The organism is Actinosynnema pretiosum, from assembly GCF_024171695.1.
GTDB classification, from domain to species: Bacteria; Actinomycetota; Actinomycetes; order Mycobacteriales; family Pseudonocardiaceae; genus Actinosynnema; species Actinosynnema pretiosum.
Map to the genome: position 1 here is coordinate 222,497 of NZ_JAMTCF010000009.1, position 17,650 is coordinate 240,146.

The 17,650-nt window shown below is 73.9% G+C and carries 16 protein-coding genes and 1 tRNA gene; 13 read left to right on the top strand and 4 right to left on the bottom strand.

Annotation, left to right across the window (positions count from 1 at the left end; genetic code table 11):
• Positions 1-81 precede the first annotated feature (81 nt).
• From LV78_RS20205 to LV78_RS20250, 11 genes are all read left to right on the top strand, one after another.
• Entirely contained in the window at positions 82-780 is a 699-nt protein-coding gene (locus LV78_RS20205; RefSeq protein ID WP_253846818.1) for a uracil-DNA glycosylase, read from the top strand.
• Positions 781-976: 196 nt separating this feature from the next.
• Positions 977-1,648: a DUF4129 domain-containing protein gene (locus tag LV78_RS41660; RefSeq protein WP_253846819.1), complete on the top strand. Its 672-nt coding sequence runs from the start codon at positions 977-979 to the stop codon at positions 1,646-1,648.
• Complete coding sequence (locus LV78_RS20215) at positions 1,645-2,106, top strand: hypothetical protein (protein WP_253846820.1); 462 nt, start codon at positions 1,645-1,647, stop codon at positions 2,104-2,106. The genes LV78_RS41660 and LV78_RS20215 overlap by 4 nt, the downstream gene beginning before the upstream one ends.
• The gene (locus LV78_RS20220; RefSeq protein ID WP_253846821.1) at positions 2,103-3,056 is read left to right on the top strand and encodes an AAA family ATPase; all 954 of its coding nucleotides are present in this window, start codon (positions 2,103-2,105) and stop codon (positions 3,054-3,056) included. The genes LV78_RS20215 and LV78_RS20220 overlap by 4 nt, the downstream gene beginning before the upstream one ends.
• A 26-nt stretch (positions 3,057-3,082) precedes the next feature.
• Positions 3,083-4,363: a DUF58 domain-containing protein gene (locus LV78_RS20225; RefSeq protein ID WP_301306955.1), complete on the top strand. Its 1,281-nt coding sequence runs from the start codon at positions 3,083-3,085 to the stop codon at positions 4,361-4,363.
• 34 nt (positions 4,364-4,397) lie between these two features.
• The gene (locus LV78_RS20230; RefSeq protein ID WP_253846823.1) at positions 4,398-5,366 is read left to right on the top strand and encodes a hypothetical protein; all 969 of its coding nucleotides are present in this window, start codon (positions 4,398-4,400) and stop codon (positions 5,364-5,366) included.
• Between the two features lie 148 nt (positions 5,367-5,514).
• Positions 5,515-6,840, top strand: a complete 1,326-nt coding sequence (locus LV78_RS20235; RefSeq protein WP_012783313.1) for an NAD(P)/FAD-dependent oxidoreductase — start codon at positions 5,515-5,517, stop codon at positions 6,838-6,840.
• A 239-nt stretch (positions 6,841-7,079) separates the two neighbouring features.
• Positions 7,080-7,202, top strand: a complete 123-nt coding sequence (locus LV78_RS40880) for a hypothetical protein (protein ID WP_012783314.1) — start codon at positions 7,080-7,082, stop codon at positions 7,200-7,202.
• Positions 7,199-8,836 carry an ATP-grasp domain-containing protein gene (locus LV78_RS20240; protein WP_253846824.1) on the top strand — a complete coding sequence of 546 codons (1,638 nt, stop codon included), beginning with the start codon at positions 7,199-7,201 and terminating at the stop codon, positions 8,834-8,836. Before LV78_RS40880 ends, LV78_RS20240 begins: the two co-directional genes overlap by 4 nt.
• Positions 8,817-9,887 carry a SagB family peptide dehydrogenase gene (locus LV78_RS20245; RefSeq protein ID WP_253846825.1) on the top strand — a complete coding sequence of 357 codons (1,071 nt, stop codon included), beginning with the start codon at positions 8,817-8,819 and terminating at the stop codon, positions 9,885-9,887. The genes LV78_RS20240 and LV78_RS20245 overlap by 20 nt, the downstream gene beginning before the upstream one ends.
• 87 nt (positions 9,888-9,974) lie before the next feature.
• Positions 9,975-10,049, top strand: a tRNA-Leu gene (locus tag LV78_RS20250).
• Positions 10,050-10,283: 234 nt separating this feature from the next.
• Here the strand turns inward: LV78_RS20250 and LV78_RS20255 are convergent.
• The gene (locus LV78_RS20255; protein ID WP_253846826.1) at positions 10,284-11,927 is read right to left on the bottom strand and encodes a DUF885 domain-containing protein; all 1,644 of its coding nucleotides are present in this window, start codon (positions 11,925-11,927) and stop codon (positions 10,284-10,286) included.
• A gap of 141 nt (positions 11,928-12,068) precedes the next feature.
• On the opposite strand from LV78_RS20255, the gene LV78_RS20260 reads away from it, so the two are divergent.
• Positions 12,069-12,692 carry a GyrI-like domain-containing protein gene (locus LV78_RS20260; protein ID WP_253846827.1) on the top strand — a complete coding sequence of 208 codons (624 nt, stop codon included), beginning with the start codon at positions 12,069-12,071 and terminating at the stop codon, positions 12,690-12,692.
• Between the two features lie 92 nt (positions 12,693-12,784).
• Here the strand turns inward: LV78_RS20260 and LV78_RS20265 are convergent, their stop codons facing one another.
• The 3 genes from LV78_RS20265 to LV78_RS20275 all read right to left on the bottom strand — a co-directional run bounded on the left by LV78_RS20265 (position 12,785) and on the right by LV78_RS20275 (position 16,162).
• Positions 12,785-13,954, bottom strand: coding sequence for a polysaccharide deacetylase family protein (locus LV78_RS20265; protein WP_253846828.1), 1,170 nt, complete (start codon positions 13,952-13,954; stop codon positions 12,785-12,787).
• A gap of 81 nt (positions 13,955-14,035) precedes the next feature.
• On the bottom strand, positions 14,036-14,722 hold the full coding sequence (locus LV78_RS20270; protein ID WP_253846829.1) for a class F sortase: 687 nt from the start codon (positions 14,720-14,722) through the stop codon (positions 14,036-14,038).
• A 72-nt stretch (positions 14,723-14,794) separates the two neighbouring features.
• Complete coding sequence (locus tag LV78_RS20275) at positions 14,795-16,162, bottom strand: MSCRAMM family protein (RefSeq protein ID WP_253846830.1); 1,368 nt, start codon at positions 16,160-16,162, stop codon at positions 14,795-14,797.
• A gap of 276 nt (positions 16,163-16,438) precedes the next feature.
• Here LV78_RS20275 and LV78_RS20280 point away from each other — a divergent pair, with 276 nt between their 5' ends.
• On the top strand, positions 16,439-17,248 hold the full coding sequence (locus tag LV78_RS20280) for a Bax inhibitor-1/YccA family protein (RefSeq protein ID WP_253846831.1): 810 nt from the start codon (positions 16,439-16,441) through the stop codon (positions 17,246-17,248).
• The last annotated feature ends 402 nt before the right edge of the window (positions 17,249-17,650 follow it).

Here is a 17,650-nt window from a genome sequence, read left to right on the forward strand (position 1 = left end):
CCTGAGGGGGCTGGCGCGCCTGACAGGGCCGGCGCGCCGGACGGAACCGGCGCACCGGACGGGGGCGGCGACCTGGCCGCCGTGCCGGACCTGCCGGAGCTGGACCGCCGGGTGAGCGGCTGCCGGGCGTGCCCGAGGCTGGTGGCGTGGCGCGAGGAGGTGGCGCGGGTCAAGCGGGCCGCGTTCCGCGACCAGGACTACTGGGGCAGGCCGGTGCCGGGCTTCGGCGACGCGGACGCGCGCCTGGCCGTGGTGGGCCTGGCCCCGGCCGCGCACGGCGGCAACCGCACCGGCCGCATGTTCACCGGCGACGCCTCCGGCGAGGTCCTGTACGCGGCGATGCACGCGGCAGGCCTGGCGAACCAGCCGGAGGCGGTGTCCCTGGACGACGGCCTGCGCCTGCTGGGAGCCCGGATCACCGCCCCGGTGAAGTGCGCCCCGCCGGACAACGCGCCGACCCCGGCCGAGCGCGACACCTGCCGCCCGTGGCTGGAGCGCGAGCTGACCCTGCTGCGCCCGACCCTGCGCGCGGTGGTGGTCCTGGGCGGCTTCGGCTGGCAGTCCCTGCTCCCCGCCCTGGCCGCCCACTGGACCGTCCCGAGACCCCGCCCGCGCTTCACCCACGGAGCGCGGGTGGAGCTGCCCGCGTCGGACGGCGGCCACCCGCTGGTCCTGCACGGCTGCTACCACGTGAGCCGCCGCAACACCCAGACCGGTCTGCTGACGACGGCGATGGTGGAGGAGGTCCTGGCGCGCGCGAAGGCCGACGCGGGGCTGTGAGCGGGGCCGAGAGCGGGGGCGGGAGCGGGGGCGGGAGCTGGGCCCGCCGCCGGACCGGGCGCCGAGCCGCCGGGGTGACCGGCCCGCCGTGCACCGCCCGCTCGCCGCGCACCGCCCGCCCGCTCCGCGATCACAACACCGCATCCGACCGCCCACCGCGCTCCCGCCGCGCGCCCCGCGCGGGCATCATGATCGGGTGCGTCCCAGGGCAGCGCTCCTCCTCGCCACCGGCACCTGCCTGGTGCTCGCCGCGCTGGCCTCACTCGGCTCCTCGCCGGTGGACTACCGCCTCCCCACCCCGACGCCGCACACCCCGCTCACCGGCACCACCTGGACCATCCCGCTGCCGCCCGATCCCGCCCCGCCGCCGGAGGCCAGCGCCGGGTTCACCCTGTTCACCATCGTGATCGCGGTCGCCGCGCTGGTCCTCTTCCTGGTCCTGCTGGTCCAGCACCTCCTGAACTGGCGCCCGAAGCGCCGCCGGGCCACCGAGCGCTCCGGCTGGGTCGAGGCCGTCGTCCCCGGTCCGCCGCCCCCCGAGCTGGTCACCGGCGCCCGCCGGGCGCTGTCCGACCTGAGCGCGCCCGAGGCCGGACCGCCCGGCGACGCCGTCGTCGCCGCCTGGCTGGCGCTGGAGCGGGCCGCCTCGGCGTCCGGCGTGGCCCGCGCCCCGCACGAGACCGCGACCGAGTTCACCACCGCCCTCCTGGACCGCCACCACGTCGACCCGGCCGCCACCACCGCCCTGCGCCGCACCTACCAGCGCGCCCGCTTCGGCAGCGCCGAGGTCACCGAGGCCGACGTGCGCACCGCGACCACCGCCCTGGAGGCCGTCGTGCGCGACCTGACCGACCGGGACCCCTCGTGAGCGCCACCGCCCGAGCCGTCCTCTCCACCGCGGCCTGGCTCCTCACCGGCGGCCTCCTCCTGCTCTTCGGCGCCCCCCTGCACTGGGCCGCCCTCACCGCCCTCCCCGTCGCCGCCCTCGCCCACCTCGCCACCCGCCTCCCCGGCGGCGGCGACGTGCTCTGGTCGCCCGTGCGCGACCACGCGGCCACCAGCTCCCAGCACACCCACCACCAGGCCAGCGTGCTCGCGGGCCGCCTGGCCGACGCCACCGAGCACCCCGTCCGCTTCACCACCCGCGTCCAGCCCCGCCTGCGCGCCCTCGCGCTCGCCCGGCTCCGCCAGCGCCACGGCGTCAGCGACCTGGCCGACCCGCGCGCCGCCCGCCTGCTCGGCCCGGAGCTGCACGCCCTGCTCACCGACCCCGGCGCCACCGCGCCCCCGCCCGACGTGCTCGCCCGACTGCTGGAGGACCTGTGATCGAGGACATCGCCGCGGAGGGCGCCGCCGTGCTGGACGCGGTCGGCACCGCCGTGGTCGGCAGGCGGGACACCGCCCGGCTCGCGCTGGCCGCCGTCCTCGCGGGCGGGCACGTGCTGCTGGAGGACGTGCCCGGCCTCGGCAAGACCCTCATGGCCCGCTCGCTCGCCCAGGCGCTGAGCCTGGACTTCACCCGCCTCCAGTGCACCCCCGACCTGCTGCCCGCCGACGTCACCGGCTCGTTCCTCTACGACCCCGGCAGCCGCGACTTCGACTTCCGCGCGGGCCCGGTGTTCACCGGCCTGCTGCTCGCCGACGAGATCAACCGCACCCCGCCCAAGACCCAGTCGGCGCTGCTGGAGGCCATGCAGGAGAAGCAGGTCACGGTCGAGGGCCGCACGTTCCCGCTGCCCCGCCCGTTCCACGTGCTCGCCACCGCCAACCCGGTCGAGCACGAGGGCACCTACCCGCTGCCCGAGGCCCAGCTGGACCGGTTCCTGCTGCGCCTCGCCGTCGGCTACCCGCCCGCCGACGAGGAGGTCGAGGTGCTGCGCCGCAGGCTCGCCAGGGGCCGCGAGGAGACCGAGGTGCCCGCGGTGCTGGCCGAGGGCAGGCTCGCCGAGCTCCAGCGCGGCCTGGAGGCGGTGCCGGTGGACGAGGACGTGCTGCGCTACTGCGTCGACCTCACCGCCGCCACCCGCCTCCACGGCTCCGTGGAGGTCGGCTCGTCCCCGCGCGGCGCGCAGGCGCTCGTGCTGGTCGCGCGGGCGCTGGCCGTGCTGGACGGCCGCGACCACGTCGTGCCCGAGGACGTGAAGGCCTGCGCCGTGCCCGCGCTCGCCCACCGGCTCACCCTGCGCCCCGAGACGTGGACCTCCGGCGCCACCTCGGTGGAGGTGGTCACCGAGCTGCTCGGCAGCGTCCCCGGACCGGCGAGCAGCAGGCGGTGACCGGCGCCGAGCCCGACCGCGCCCGGCTGACCGGGGCCTGGGGCGCGCCGTGGCGCGGCACGGACGCGCTGGCCAGGGGGCTGCTGCTGGGCGTGGTCCTGGTGGTCGCGGGCGTGCTCGTCCACGAGGTCGTGCTGGTGCTGTTCGGCGCCCCGCTGCTGATCACCACGGTGCTCGCCATGCTCCGCCCGCCCGGCGGCGCGCCGGACGCGCGGGTGCGCCTGCTGTCACGGGTCGGCGAGATCGGCAAGGCGGGCGCGGTGGTCGACGTGGCGGCGGACGGCGAGCTGGTGGCCGTGCGGCTGCCCGTGCCCGGCCGCGAGGGACCGGGGCCGGTGCACCTGCTGCCCGCCTCGACGACCGCCGTCAGCGTGGTGCTCGACCGCTCCACCTGGGGCGACGGCCTGGACGTGCGCCCCGACCACCTGGTCGCGGGCCCGGACGGGCTGGTCGTGCACGGGCCGGTGACCGCGCCCGAGTGGGGCCGGGCGATCCTGCCGCCGATCGCGCCCCTGCCGACCGGGCTGCTGCCCGCGCGGGCGCGTGGCCTGGTGGGCGTGCACCGCTCGCGCGGGCCGGGCGACTCGGTGGAGCTGCGCGACATCCGGGCGTTCGCGCCCGGCGACCGGCTGCGCCGGGTGGACTGGCGGGTGTCGCTGCGCACCGGGAACCTGCACGTCCGCGAGCACCACGCGGAGACCGACGCGGACGTGGTGCTCGCGCTGGACACCAGGGCGGACGTGGAGGCGGACGTCGCGCTGTGGACCGAGAGCGGCCGGGGTTCGCCGAGGCCCGGCGGCAGCCTGGACATGGCGGCGCGGGCCGCCGTGTCGCTGGCGGCGGCGTACCTGCGGCAGGGCGACCGGGTGGGCCTGGTCGACCTCGGCAGGCCCGCGCTGTGGCTGCGGCCCGGCTCGGGGCGGCGGCAGCTGCTGGCGCTGCGCAGCAGGCTCGTGGCGTGCGCGCGGGTGGCCGGGTGGGCGCAGCGGCCCGTGCTGGACGCGCGGCAGGCGCCGACGGGCGCGGTCGTGGTGGTGCTGTCGCCGTTCCTGGACGACGAGGTGGTGGAGGTGGCGGTGCACGCGGCGCGGCGCGGCCACCCGGTGCTGGCGGTCGACGTGCTGCCCGCCGACCTGCGGCCCGACCCCGAGACCGAGTGGGGCGGGGTGGCGCTGCGGGTGGTGGAGTTGGAGCACGAGGTCCGGGTGACGGCGCTGCGCTCGCACGGCGTGCCGGTGATCCGCTGGGACGGCGAGTCCGCCGTCGTGGCCACGGCGCTGCACGCGACCACCCGTCCGAGGCGCTGACCGGGGTGAACGGGTGACCGGGGGAGGCGAGGGCGTGGGGCGACGGGCTGACCGGGACGCGGGCGTGGCGGGCGTGGGGAGGACGGGCGCCGGGAGGACGGGCGCCGGTGGAACGGTCGCGGCGAGGACGGGCGCAACGGGGGACGGCGTGGCGGGGGACGACTCGGTGACCGGTGGCACGGCGCAGGACGACACGGCGGCTGGTGGCACGGCGCAGGACGACACGGCGGCTGGTGGCACGGCAGCCGGTGATTCTGGGGCAAGTGACCCGGCGACCGGTGACCCGGCGACCGGTGACCCGGCGACCAGCGGCCCGGCGGCAGGCGGCCCAGCGGCAGGTGGCCCGGCGACCAGCGGCTCGGCGGCCAGCGGCCCGGCGGCCAGCGGCCCGGCGGCCAGCGGCCCGGCGGCAGGTGGTCAGGGAACCGGTGGTCGGGGAACCGGTGGTCCGGCGGCAGGCGACGCCCCCGCCGCAGGCGCTCCCGCCCCTCCCACCGCCCCCGTCCCCCTGGGCCGGGGCCTGCCCGGCTGGGTGCTGCGCCTGGCCGTCGTGCTCGTGGGCGGCGGCCTCACCGCCGTGCTCGCCGCCGAGGGCGCCGAGCCGCCGTTCGTGCTCGTCCACGCCGCCCTGGTCGGCTTGGCCGCCGCGCTGCCCGCGAGCGCGGCCCCGGTGCTCGTCATCGCCGCCACGGCCACCGCGCTCGCCCTCTCCGACGCCCCGGCGATCCGCCCCGCCGTCCTCGTCGCGGTCGCCCTCGCGCACCTGCTGCACGTCGTGACCGCCGTCGCCGCGCTGCTCCCGCTCGACTCCAGGGTTCACCCCGCTGCCCTCCGGGTTCCCGCGATCAGGTTCGCCTCGGTGCAACTCTGCGTGCTCGGCGCGGCGGGGCTGATCGGCCTAGTGCCGCAGGACCGGGTGGCCGTCCCGCTGGAGGTGCTCGGGCTCGCCGCCGCGACCGCCCTCGCAGCGGGTTCGGCGCTGCTCCTGCGGTCCAGGGGCTAGCGGTCGTCCCGCCTGCTGGATCGATCCTCGCTGGTGCGACGGCATCGCCGCAGGTGCGGGGCACAGTGTCTGCTATCACGTGGCGACCGTCGTCACAACCGGCCTTGTGGACAGGGACGTAGGGCCCTTGCGGTGGGACTATTGCGGTATGGCTGCTGTGAAGTCGCAACCCACACGGATCGTGATCGTCGGCGGTGGGTACGTCGGCATGTACACCGCGCTGGGGTTGCAGAAGAAGCTGCGCTCCGGTGAGGCGTCCGTGACCGTCATCGACCCGCAGCCGCACATGACCTACCAGCCCTTCCTGCCGGAGGCCGCCGCGGGCTCGATCGAGCCCCGCCACGTCGTCGCCCCGCTGCGGAAGGTGCTCAAGCGCTGCCACGTCGTCACCGGCCGCGCCACCCGCATCGAGCACGAGAAGAAGTCCGTCACGGTCGAGCTGGTCGACGGCCACGTCGAGAAGTTCGAGTACGACGTGCTGGTCTCCGCGCTCGGCGCCGTCTCGCGCACCCTGCCGATCCCCGGCCTGCCGGACGTCGGCATCGGCCTGAAGACCATCGGCGAGGCGATCTACGTCCGCAACCACGTGCTCTCGCGCCTCGACCAGGCGGCGAGCACGAACGACGCGGAGCGCCGCAAGCGCCTGCTCACGTTCACCGTCATCGGCGGCGGCTTCGCGGGCATCGAGACGCTGGCCGAGCTGGAGGACATGACCCGCTACGCGCTGCGCTACTACGAGGGCCTCAAGCCCTCCGACGTGCAGTGGGTGCTGGTCGAGGCCACCAACCGGATCATGCCGGAGGTGAGCGCCTCGCTGGGCGTCTACACGGTGCACCAGCTGGAGAAGCGCGGCATCAAGTGCTACCTCGACACCCGCGTGAAGTCGATGGAGGGCGGCCACGTCGTCCTCGACGACGGCACCGAGTTCGACTCCGACACCGTCGTGTGGACCGCGGGCATGAAGGCCAACCCGATGCTGCGCGACACCGACCTGCCGCTCGACGAGCGCGGCCGGGTGCGCTGCACCGCCGCCATGCAGGTCGTCGGCCTGCCGGGCGTCTGGGCCGCGGGCGACTGCTCCGCCGTGCCGGACCTGTCGCGCACCGAGGAGGACCCGAACGCGACCTGCGTGCCCAACGCGCAGCACGCGATCCGCCAGTCCAAGCTGCTGACCAAGAACATCCTCGCCTCGCTGCGCGGCGGTCAGCCGAAGGACTACTTCCACAAGTACGTGGGCTCGGTGGCGGGCCTCGGCCTGTACAAGGGCGTGGCGGACATCTTCGGGATGCGCTTCCGGGGCTTCCCGGCGTGGTTCATGCACCGCACCTACCACGTGATGTTCATGCCCACGTTCAACCGCAAGTTCCGCGTCCTGGCCGACTGGACCCAGGCGTTCATCTCCGGCCGCGAGGTCGTCGCGCTGGGCCAGCTCCACGAGCCGAAGGCCGAGTTCGACCGCGCCGCGCGGAGCTGACCGACCGGCGCGCTCGCCGCGCCGACGCGATCCGCAGCAGGTACCGTGCCCGCTACGCCGACTGGGTGTAGCGGGCACGCGCCCGTCTGGGGCAGTGACGTAACTTGATCCCCCGATCGGGGCAATGCATATGTTCCCATCTTGACATTGCGTAACGTGAACCAGAGACTACGGCTGGTGCATCACCTGAATGCGCGATGCAGAAGCGCGATGCATTAGTGGGGAGAGAGGTGACCGCGATGTCTCTTGAGGAGCTGGCCGCACAGCTTCGCCGCGGTGAGATCGAGGACCGGGTCCTGGCGGAGTACGCCGCCGAGTACGCCACCGCAGGGAAGTGCTTCCGCAGCAAGAAGGACGATTGAGCGCGACCGCTTCGAGGCGGGGGAGCGCAGAGCCCCCGTCCGCGGCGGAGCCCGCCGAGGCGGCGAGCCCCGAGGCGGTGCGCCCTGGACCGGGGAGTCACGGGGCGGGCCGCTCGGGCGCCGCCGGGACCGGTGACGTGAGCGCCTCGGACGACCGCCCGCCGGTCGACCACCCCGAGGCGGGCGCCGCCGACCCCTTCGCGCGCGCCTCCGCGCCCGACTACGCCGACGCGGACGCCACCCGGCGCTCCCGCGCGCGTGCGCTGGACCTCGAAGCGGGCGCCGCGCTGCCCGAGGAGCCCTCGTTCCTGGCCGGTCTGGTCCGCTCCGCCGAGTCCGCCCTCGGCTTCCGGGCCGCCCCGCTGACCCGCCCCGTCGCCGCCACCCCCGGCTTCCTGACCGACCCGGCGGGCGCCCCCGCGACCGCCGAGCCCGCGCTCCCGGCCCCCACCGCCTTCCTGGCCGAACCCGCCTCCCCGGCCGAGCCCGCGTCCCAGGTCGACCCCGAGCGCCCGCGCGCCACCCCGCAGCGCCCGGCCTCCCAGCGCCCCGCCGCGACCCGCACCCTCCCGCTCCGCCCCACCCCGCTGCTCATGCAGGGCCAGGAGTACCTGTTCCGCACCCAGCCCAAGTGCCTGGACTTCCAGGAGCAGGCCCACCGCCTCGGCGTCGTGGACGAGGGCGACGGCAGCCCCGTCCCGTGCGTGCTGGTCCTGGCCCGCTCCGCCGACATGGAGATGAACGAGCTCTCCATCGCGCTGGCCGAGCGCGGCATCCGCATGGTCCGCATCGACGCCGACCGCTGCACCGACCTCCCGCTCACCGTCTACACCGACACCCCGCTGCTGGAGCTGGACCGCTGGCTGGTCCGCCCGCTGCTGGTGTGGCGCAGGCACTTCGAGCTGTCCGCCGTGCCGGTCGAGCCCGGCACGCTCGCGGGCGCCTACGCGGTCGACCAGTGGAACGCCGTCGCGGGCTGGCTCTCCACCCGCCGCGACTGGGCGCACGTCAACCCGGTCAGGCACACCGCCCACCTCGACCGGCTGACGCAGATGGCCGACGCCGCCGCGTTCGGGCTGACCGTGCCGCGCACCGCCGTCACCACCCGCCCCGGCCGCACCCGGCCCGGCGGGGGGCACTGCATCGTCAAGACCGCGGGGCGGCACCTGCTGGAGCCCCGGCCGGGCGTGCAGCACGGGCTGTTCCCCCGGCCGCTGGAGACCAGCCGGTCCGGCGACGTGCCGGAGACCGCGCCGGTGATAGTGCAGGAGTACGTCACGGCCGAGACCGAGATCCGGGTCTTCACCGTCGACGAGGAGTGCCTGGCCTACCAGGTCGACAAGATCGACCCGGCCCAGCTGTGGGTGGACCCGGACGCGGTCCGGGTGACCCCGGTCGAGGTGCCCGAGGGGCTGCGCGGGAGGCTGTTGGCGCTCGCCCGGCACTGGAGGCTCCAGGTCGCGGCGTTCGACCTGCTCGTCGCGGGTGACGACCACGTGTTCCTGGAGGTCAACGTCAACTGCGACTGGCGGTGGTTCGAGCACCGGGCGGGCGACACCCGCGTCTCCGACGCGGTGCACAGCTGGGTCGCCGGGCGTTTCGAGGAGCTGCTGGGTGCGGGTCAAGGTCGCTGAGCACGCGGCGCTGTCCTACCGGGACGGCACCGCGGTCTGGGACGACTACCTCCACCACCGCCAGTTCGCCATCACCGAGACCGCCGAGCTGCTCTGCCGCAGGTTCGCGACCTTCACCGACGTGGACGCGCTGCTGGCCCCGCTCCCCGAGGCCGACCGGGCCGCCCTGCGCGCGGTGCTGGACGAGCTGATCGGCGCGCGCGTGCTGCTGGTCGAGGGCTCGCCCGAGCACGAGGCCGAGCGGCGGCTGCTGGCGGGCTGGGGCTCGTGGGGCGTGGCGGCCAGGCACTACCACTTCGCCAGCCGCACCCTGGCCGACGCGCCTTACCAGGGCGTGGACGAGCACGACGCCGAATTGGACGCGAAGCTCGGCACCGACCCGCCGCCCCCGCCCTTCAGGACTATCGGCGGTGGGCGTGTGGATCTTCCCGCGCCCTCGGAGGACCCCGAATGGGGGCGGGAGGGGTTGCGGAGCGTTCTGCTCGGCCGTCGCACAACGCGAGATTTTGGCCGTGGACCGCTTCCGCTGCGCCAAGTGGGTGAAATTTTGGCGGTGCTCGCCGCGCCCTCACTCGCCCGCTCCCGCGTCGGGCGCTCCGGAACCGTCTTCAAGATGACACCATCAGGCGGCGGTCGTCACCCGGTCGAGGTGTACGCGCACGTCAGGGCGGTCGAGGGCGTGCCGCCGGGGTGGTACCACTTCGACCCGCTCGGGCACGCGCTGGAGCGCCTCGGGGTCGAGTGGACGCCGGAGCAGCTCACCGAGGCCGCGGGCGGGCAGGAGTGGGTCGGCGAGGCCGCGCTCGTGCTGGCCTACACCGGGGTGCTCGACCGGACCCGCTGGCGTTATGACACGTCACGGGCTTACCGGGTGGTCCAGATGGACGTCGGGCACCTCTCCCAGACCGCGTACCTGGTCGCCACGGCGATGGGTTTCGGCATCGGTTTCACCGCCGCGCTGCGGGACGAGCTGGTGGAGCGCGCACTCGGTTGTGACGCATATCACGAGATCGTCCTGGGCTTCAGCGCGCTCGGCCCATTACTCGAATGAACGGAATAGCAGTTCGCATTGAGCCGTGCGGGGGATGTGCATCGAACAGCCTCCACGAACGCACGGTAACCGCTTAGGCTCCCCGCTGCCCCCGTAGCCCAACGGGTAGAGGCAGGCTCCTTAAAAGAGTCACAGGTACGGGTTCGAATCCCGTCGGGGGCACGCTCGACATAGCTGTTCGTCACCCGTTCGCAGGTCAACGACGTGCGGGCGGGTGACGCGCCGCGATGGAGCCGGAGAGCGGAGTTCGGCGCGCAGGGTAGGTCTTTTCGCTTGTTCGTGCAGCGGACCAACGGTTTCGACCCCCTGATTTAGTGAGGGAGTCAGCAGGTCAGCCCATATTTCCGCACTTTTGCGGACTAAGTGGGGCCGCCGCAAAGCGGCCCCGGCGCCCGTTCAGTTCGCCAATCGCGCGTTCACCCAGTCGGTGACCACTTCGTCCAGCACGGCCAGCGGGAGCGGCCCGCCGCCGAGCACGAGGTCGTGGAAGTCCCTGATGTCGAACGCCGCCCCGAGCGCCTGCTCGGCGAACGCCCGCAGCCGCAGGATCTCCAACCGGCCCACCATGTACGACAGCGCCTGGCCGGGCGCCGCGATGTACCGGTCCACCTCGTTCTCGATCTCCACCAGCGCCAGCGGCGTGTTCTCCCGCAGGTACGCCACCGCCCGCTCCCGGCTCCATCCCTTCGCGTGCAGCCCGGTGTCCACCACGAGCCTGCCCGCGCGCATCGAGTCCAGCGCCAGCATCCCCAGCCGCGCCACGTCGTCCGAGTACAGCCCCATCTCGTCGGCCAGCCGCTCGGTGTAGAGCCCCCAGCCCTCCAGGTAGGCCGTGACGGACGCCATCCGCCGCAGCAGCGGCAGGTCGGTCAGCTCCTGGGCGAGCGAGATCTGGAAGTGATGGCCGGGCACCGCCTCGTGGAAGGCGATCGCCTCGGCCTGGTAGCGGAACCGCTCCTGCACCCGGTGCGTGTTGGCGTAGTAGGTGCCGGGCCTGCTGCCGTCCAGCGCGGGCGAGGAGTAGTAGGCGGTCGGGGCGCCGGGCGCGTCGTCGGCGGGCACCGCCTCCACCGCGCAGCGCTGCGCGGGCAGCCGCCCGAACCACTTCGGCGCGACCTCCTCGGCGCGCGAGATCGCGGTCCTGGCCGCCTCCAGCAGCTCCTCCTCGGTGTCCCAGCGCAGCGCGGGGTCGGTCCGCATCCGCTCGAACACCCCGGCCGCGTCGGAGGCGCCGAACACCCGCCCGCCCAGCTCCGCGTACTCCCGCTCCAGGTCGGCGATGATCGCCAGCCCGGTCTCGTGCAGCTCGTCCGGCGTGCGCGGGGTCGTGGTGTGGTGGCGGGCCAGCGCGGCGTACGCGGCCTCGCCGTCCGGCAGCCAGCACAGCCCCGGCCGGTCGGCGGGCCGCGCGTCCGGCAGCAGCTCCCGCAGCACCTCCCGGTAGGCGGCGAACGCGGGCCGCACCCGCTCGGCCAGCACCCGGTCCCGCTCGGCCGCGACCTCCCCGGCCAGCTCGTGCCTGGCCAGCGGGTCGCGCTCGGCGGACAGGTACCGGTCCAGGTGCGCCACCGCCGCCTCGACGAGGTGCGCGACCGGCCTGCGGCCCGCTGAGCGCCCCGAGCGGTGCCGGTCGGCCACCCGCCCCAGGTACTCCGGGATCGCCGCCAGGCGGGCCACGTAGGCCCGCTGCTGGGCCTCGTCGGAGGGGGTGAGCATCGGCAGCATCGCCAGGAGCATCCCGGCGGGCGCGAAGAACGAGTCGGTGATCGAGTGCTCGACCAGCCGGGCGTCGATCCGGTCCACGATCGCGAGCGCCTGCTGCACGACCACCGCGCGGGTCACCGGGTCGTCGTCCTCGGGCAGCGCCTCGGCCCGCGAGGCGATGTCGAGCGCCCGCGCGCGGGACCCGGCCTCACCGGCCTCGCTGACGTCCTCCAGCCCCGCGTTGGCGACCGGCAGGCCGTACAACGACGCCCCGATCGGGTCCAGGTCCTTGACCAGTTCGAGGAGTTCCTCGGCCAGTCCAGCGGTCGTCGCCATGCGGGTGCTCCCAGCGCTCGTCGTCCCTGCCGGTCATTAGCTTAGGAAACGACCGCCCCCGCGCGCGGCCGGAACGCCCGGAAATCGTCGTACCCCCGCAGTACGGTGCCCGCTCCCGGAACCGCACCCCTGGAGGACCCCGTGGCGGACAAGGTCGACTTCAAGCGGACCGTCCCCGGCTACACCGCGAAGCGCGACAAGCCCGAGCTCGTCGAGGTCCCCGATCTGCGCTACCTGGCGATCGACGGCAGCGGCGACCCGAACACCAGCGCGTACGCGGACGCCGTCTCGGCCCTCTACCCGGTCGCCTACCGGCTCAAGTTCACCAGCAAGGGGGAACTGGGCCGCGACTACGCCGTCCCGCCGCTGGAGGGCCTGTGGTGGGCCGACGACCACGCCTCGTTCACCAGCGAGCGCGACAAGGCCAAGTGGAGCTGGACCCTGCTGCTCCTGCTCCCGGACTGGATCGGCGACGAGCTGCTGGCGGGCGCGCTCGACCGCGTCGAGGCGGGCGGCGCCCCGCCCACCAGGCTGCGCGAGGTCCGCGTGGAAGCGCTCTCCGAGGGCCTGTGCGTCCAGGCCCTGCACGTCGGCGCGTACGACGACGAGGCCGAGCTGCTGCGGCGCGTGCACGAGGAGTTCATCCCCGAGCACGGCCTCGCCCCGACCGGCAGGCACCACGAGGTCTACCTGAGCGACCCGCGCCGAACCACCCCCGAGAAGCGCCGCACGATCGTCCGCCAACCGGTCACCAGACTGCCCTGACCCCGATCCTCTGGCCCCCTGCCCGCGCCCACCGCGACCCACCCCGCCGCCCACCGACGCAGCCCGCCCCGCCGCCCACCGTGCTCGGACCGTCAGTTCATCGCCGCGGGCATCCGCCGGTAGTGCTCCAGCACCTCCGGGTCCTGCAACTGCATCCACTGCAGCACCTCGGTGTACGTCGCGCACACCGTCCCGTCCTTCCCGCACGCCTCGCCCATGAACCGCTCCACCGCGTCGCTGAACGCCCCGCCCGCCCAGTCGTTGAAGTGGTTGCCGATCACCACCGGCGCCCGGTTCCCGTTCGCCGCCGCCCGCAGCACCGACCAGTAGGTGTCCACCACCACCTGGGTGAACAGCGGCACGTTCGCCGGATCGGTCCGCTCCTTCGCGCCGTCCAGCGCGTACCAGAGGTTGAAGTCCATCATCACGACCTGCTTGCCCAGCGCGGGAACCCGCACCTCCGGCATCGGGAACTCCCACACCCCGTCCCGCACCGACGGCCACTGCACGCCCAGGCTCACGTGGCTGGTGTCGTACACCAGCCCGTGCTGGCGCATCGCCGGGAACGCCTGGTCCCACCTGCCCTCCAGGCACGGCGTGCGCCCGCCCCGCACCGCGCTCGGGTCGAGCTTGAACCCCTTGGCGCGGGCCTTCTCCACGATCTGGAAGAACTGGTCCAGCTCGCTGCCCCAGTCCGCCGAGTCCCAGTCGCCCACGCTGGACGCCCCACCCGCGCAGAAGTGCCCGTTGTAGTGCGTGCCGATCTCGTGCCCGGCGTCGATCGCCCTGTTCAGGTAGCCGATCCGCAGCTCCACGTCCGCCTGCGTGCCGCCGAACCCGATGTCCGACGCGCCCGCCCGCTGCTTGGGCCCCTTGTACGTCGCCGCGCCCTGCTGCTCGGTCAGCAGGTACACCCCGGACAGCAGCCCGGTGACGTGCGCGCCGGTCCGCTCGGCGATCGGGGTCAGCCGGTCCCAGTGCTTCTTGGACGCCGCCCCGTCGAACGAGAACAGCAGGAACTGCGGCGGCTTCTCGCCCGGCTGGAGCCTGCGCATCCAGGAGGGCGGGTTCGGGTGCGCCGGGACGGTCGGCGCGGGCGCCGCGCTCGCGCTCGACCCGGTCGTCACGCCGGGCAGCGGCGCGGCCAGCGCGCCCGCGTCACCGCCCGGCGGCGACTCCCGCACGCCCAGCACCGCGAGCACGACCAGGACCACCGCGAGCGCGACCACCGTCGAGAGCCAGCCCCATCGCTTCACAACCACCGTGGACGGGACATTGCGTCCGCAGGTTGCTTTCTTGCGAGAAACCGCACTTCCGCGTGCGCTCCCCACCGGGGCCCGCCACTACCCGACCGGCGTCGCCACCACCACGCGGTTCTCCTCGTACCCCAGCTGCCCGCCGACCCACCGGCCACCGCAGGTCACCAGCACCAGCCGGTGCTCCCCGGAGGGCCCGAACAGCTCCACCGCGCGCCCCGGCAGCTCGTCCTTGGACACCGCCAGCACGTCCCGCACCGCGAACCGGTACTCGGCCCCCGAGGTGTCCACCACGAGCACCTCGCGACCGGCCTCGGCCCGCCACAGCTCGTCGAACGGCCCCGTCGCGCCCTTCCAGTTCACGTGCCCCGCCAGCACCGTCGCGCCCTCGCCCGCGCCGAGGTCCACGCCCCACCAGGTCGCCTCGCCGACGCCGTCCGGCACCGGCAGCACCCCGTCCGGGGTCACCTCGCTGCGCACCAGCTTCGCCGTGTTCCCCAGCGGCAGCCGCACCGTCCCCGGCTGCACCTGCGCGGCGGGCGGTGGCGGCGGCTCGGGCGGGGGCAGGTCGGCGGGCGCGTTCGACCCGGCCCGCATCCCCGCCAGGTCCACCCCGCGCCCGCTGCGCAGGCTGTCGCCCAGCGGGTGCGGCACCACCGGGTCGGCGGGCCTGGCCAGCCCGACCACCACCACGTCGGGCGCCGTGATCGCCAGAGCGGCGGTGGTGGACAGGACGCCCACCACCGCCGCACCGGCCAGCAGAGCTCTCACCATCTGTTCAGCACCGCCGGATCGTCCTGTTCAGCACCGCCGGATCGTCCTGTTCAGCACCGCCGGATCGTCACCTCACGCCGCCAGCCGCCGCCGGACCACCAGGCCCAGCACGACGCCGCCGACCAGCACGGCGCCCGCGAAGCCCGCCACCGCGCCCGGCGCGGTCACCGTGGTGAAGGACGCCGTCGCCAGCGCCACCCCGCCCTCGGAGCCCGCCGGGATGGTGATGGGCACGATCGGCTTGTTCGGCTTGTTGCTCAGCTCAAGGACCAGGGTCTGGCCCGGCTCGACCTTCCCGCACGCCTTCGGCGGCGAGTTCGGGTCGTAGTTCTCCTCGTAGCCCTTCGGCGCGGCCACCTCGATCACGCAGATGTCCTGCGGGGTGCGCAGGTCCTCCACGACCGCGGTGCCGTCGGCGCCGGTCTGGAGCACCACGGGGGTGCCCTCCGGCCCCACCAGCGGGCTCTCGTCCTGCAGGACCGCCGGGGTGGACCCGTCCGCCCCGGTCACCCGCAGCGCCGCGCCAGCCAGCGGCTTCTTCGTCTCGGAGTCCACCTTGCCGATCTTCACGATCCCCGGAGGGGTCTTCGCGGTGGCGGACGCGTTCGCGGTGAGCTTCTTCTCGCCACCGGTGGTGACGATGCGCTGCATGTTGCTGTCGGCCGGGACGTGCACGACCGGCTTGTCGGCCGGGCTGTCCAGTCGAACGGCCACCGAGGGGGAGGGGCCGGTCGGGACGACCTTGAGCGTGAGGGGCTTGCCGTCGGCCGGGGTGACCAGCTCAGCGGTCCCGACCTCGCTGCCCTCGATCTTCGCGTCGGTCAGCTCGGCGGTCACCGGGACCCCGCCGACGCCCCCGCCGCTCTGCTTGGACACGGTCACGGTCCAGGTGTCGGCCGTGCCGATGAGCTGGTCGCCGGTCGGCGCGATGACCTGCGCGGCCCACGGCCCCCGGTTCGCCTCGGCGTCCGCCTTCATGCGGGCGATCGCCTCGTGCGCGGAGGCGGGGAGCCGGTCGAAGTTGAACTGCTCGTCGTAGGCGACCTTCTGGAACGGGACGTCCGCTCCGATCGCGATGCCCGCCTGGGCGTCCGGGGCGGCGGTCCAGGTGTGCAGCAGGTGCGACAGCCCTGCGGCCTCGTCGGCCGAGGTCGTGGTGCTGTAGCGCAGCAGCAGGTAGGAGATGTTCGCCGCGACGTCCGGCGCGAGCGACTTGCCACCCTTGGTGAGCAGCTCGTCGCCTTCCTCGTACTCGACGTCGCTGTCCGGCGCCTTGAGCGCGTAAGCGACGCACCACACTTGCTTCTTGTTCCAGATGTAAGAACCGGACCACCCCGGCCCGTCCGGGCGATCCTTGTAGGGCTGCGCCTCGTGCTGGTAACCGAGCCCCTCCTGCGGCGCCGCTTGGGCGATAGCCGCAGGTAAAGCGAGCAAGGTCACACCGGCCGCGAGCGTAGCCCCAGCGAGTCGTCTCCAGCCCATGATTGGCAAGACTCCCTGAAAATGGGTGCGGAAGGTGCTGGCCTGGTGAGCTTTCCCGGTACCGAAGGTGCGGACAAGCCGCCACTGGGGTAGGCATTGACTACGCTTCGTCACCCCGGTAGGTGGTAACCGAGGGCCACACTGGGTAAAGTCCGTTTTACCCGCCGGGAACCGATCTGCTCGTGCGGACGTTGAACCCCGTGAAGGCGCCAGGACGCCACAGGAGGACTTGAGGTGCGCACCAGCAGCAACCCCGCGTTCCGCAACCTGCCCCAGGGCGGCGGGCACGCGGGCTTCGGGCAGCAGCAGTACGGACAGGCTCAGCCCTACGGCCAGCAGTACGGCGGCGGCTACCCGCAGCAGCAGGCCTCGGGCGAGCGCCCCATCACGATCGACGACGTGGTCACCAAGACCGCCGTGACCCTGGGTCTGACCCTGGTCACCGGCCTGGTCTCGGCCTGGCTGGTGCTGACGGGCGCGGTCAACCCGATCGCCCTGACGCTCCCCGGCATGATCATCGGCCTCGTCGTCTCGCTGATCATCATCTTCAAGAAGACGCCGAGCGCCCCCCTGGTGCTCACCTACGCCGCGGCCGAGGGCGTGTTCCTCGGCGGCATCACCGGCGTGTTCGAGGCGTTCTTCCCCGGCATCGCCTGGCAGGCCATCCTCGGCACGTTCGGCGTGTTCGCCGGAATGCTCGTGGTCTACAAGACCGGCGCGATCCGCGTCACCCCGCGCCTGACCAAGTGGGTCATCGGCGCGGCGGTCGGCGCAGGCGTCCTGATGCTCGCCAACCTGCTCATGGGCATGTTCGGCGTGAACCTGGGCCTCCGCGACGGCAGCCCGCTGGCGATCATCTTCTCGCTGGTCGTCATCGGCATCGCGGCCTTCAGCTTCCTGCTGGACTTCGAGGCCGCGAACGAGATGATCCGCAGCGGCGTCCCGTCGAAGTGGGCCTGGTGGGCCGCGTTCGGCCTGATGACCACCCTCGTGTGGCTCTACCTGGAGATCCTGCGCTTGCTGTCCTACTTCCAGAACGACTGACCCGAAAGGGCAAGTCACTGGAGGGGGACCCCAGTACCAACTGAATGAGGAAGGCGCCTTGGCCGATTTTCCGGCTGGGGCGTCTTTCGCTTTCCAGGACCAAACGCACACAGGTGGACCACCGCACCAACCCACGACCCCGCACCAGCCCGCACTAGCCCACGACCCCGCACGAGCCCACGACCCTCGCACTCGCGGGCTGCGGGGCGAGCGCAGCGAGCCCGCAGCCGCCCAATCCCGCGTCCCTCTTCTCCGTTTGGCCTGGCGAAGCCCGAGCGCGCTCGTCAAGATGCCGCCGCACTGTTCGGAAGACCGCACAGTCATACGGCGTCTTGACGAGTGTGCTTGCCTGAAAGGAGGCCAAACGGAGAAGAGGGACCCCGCCCACCGCAGTGGTAAACC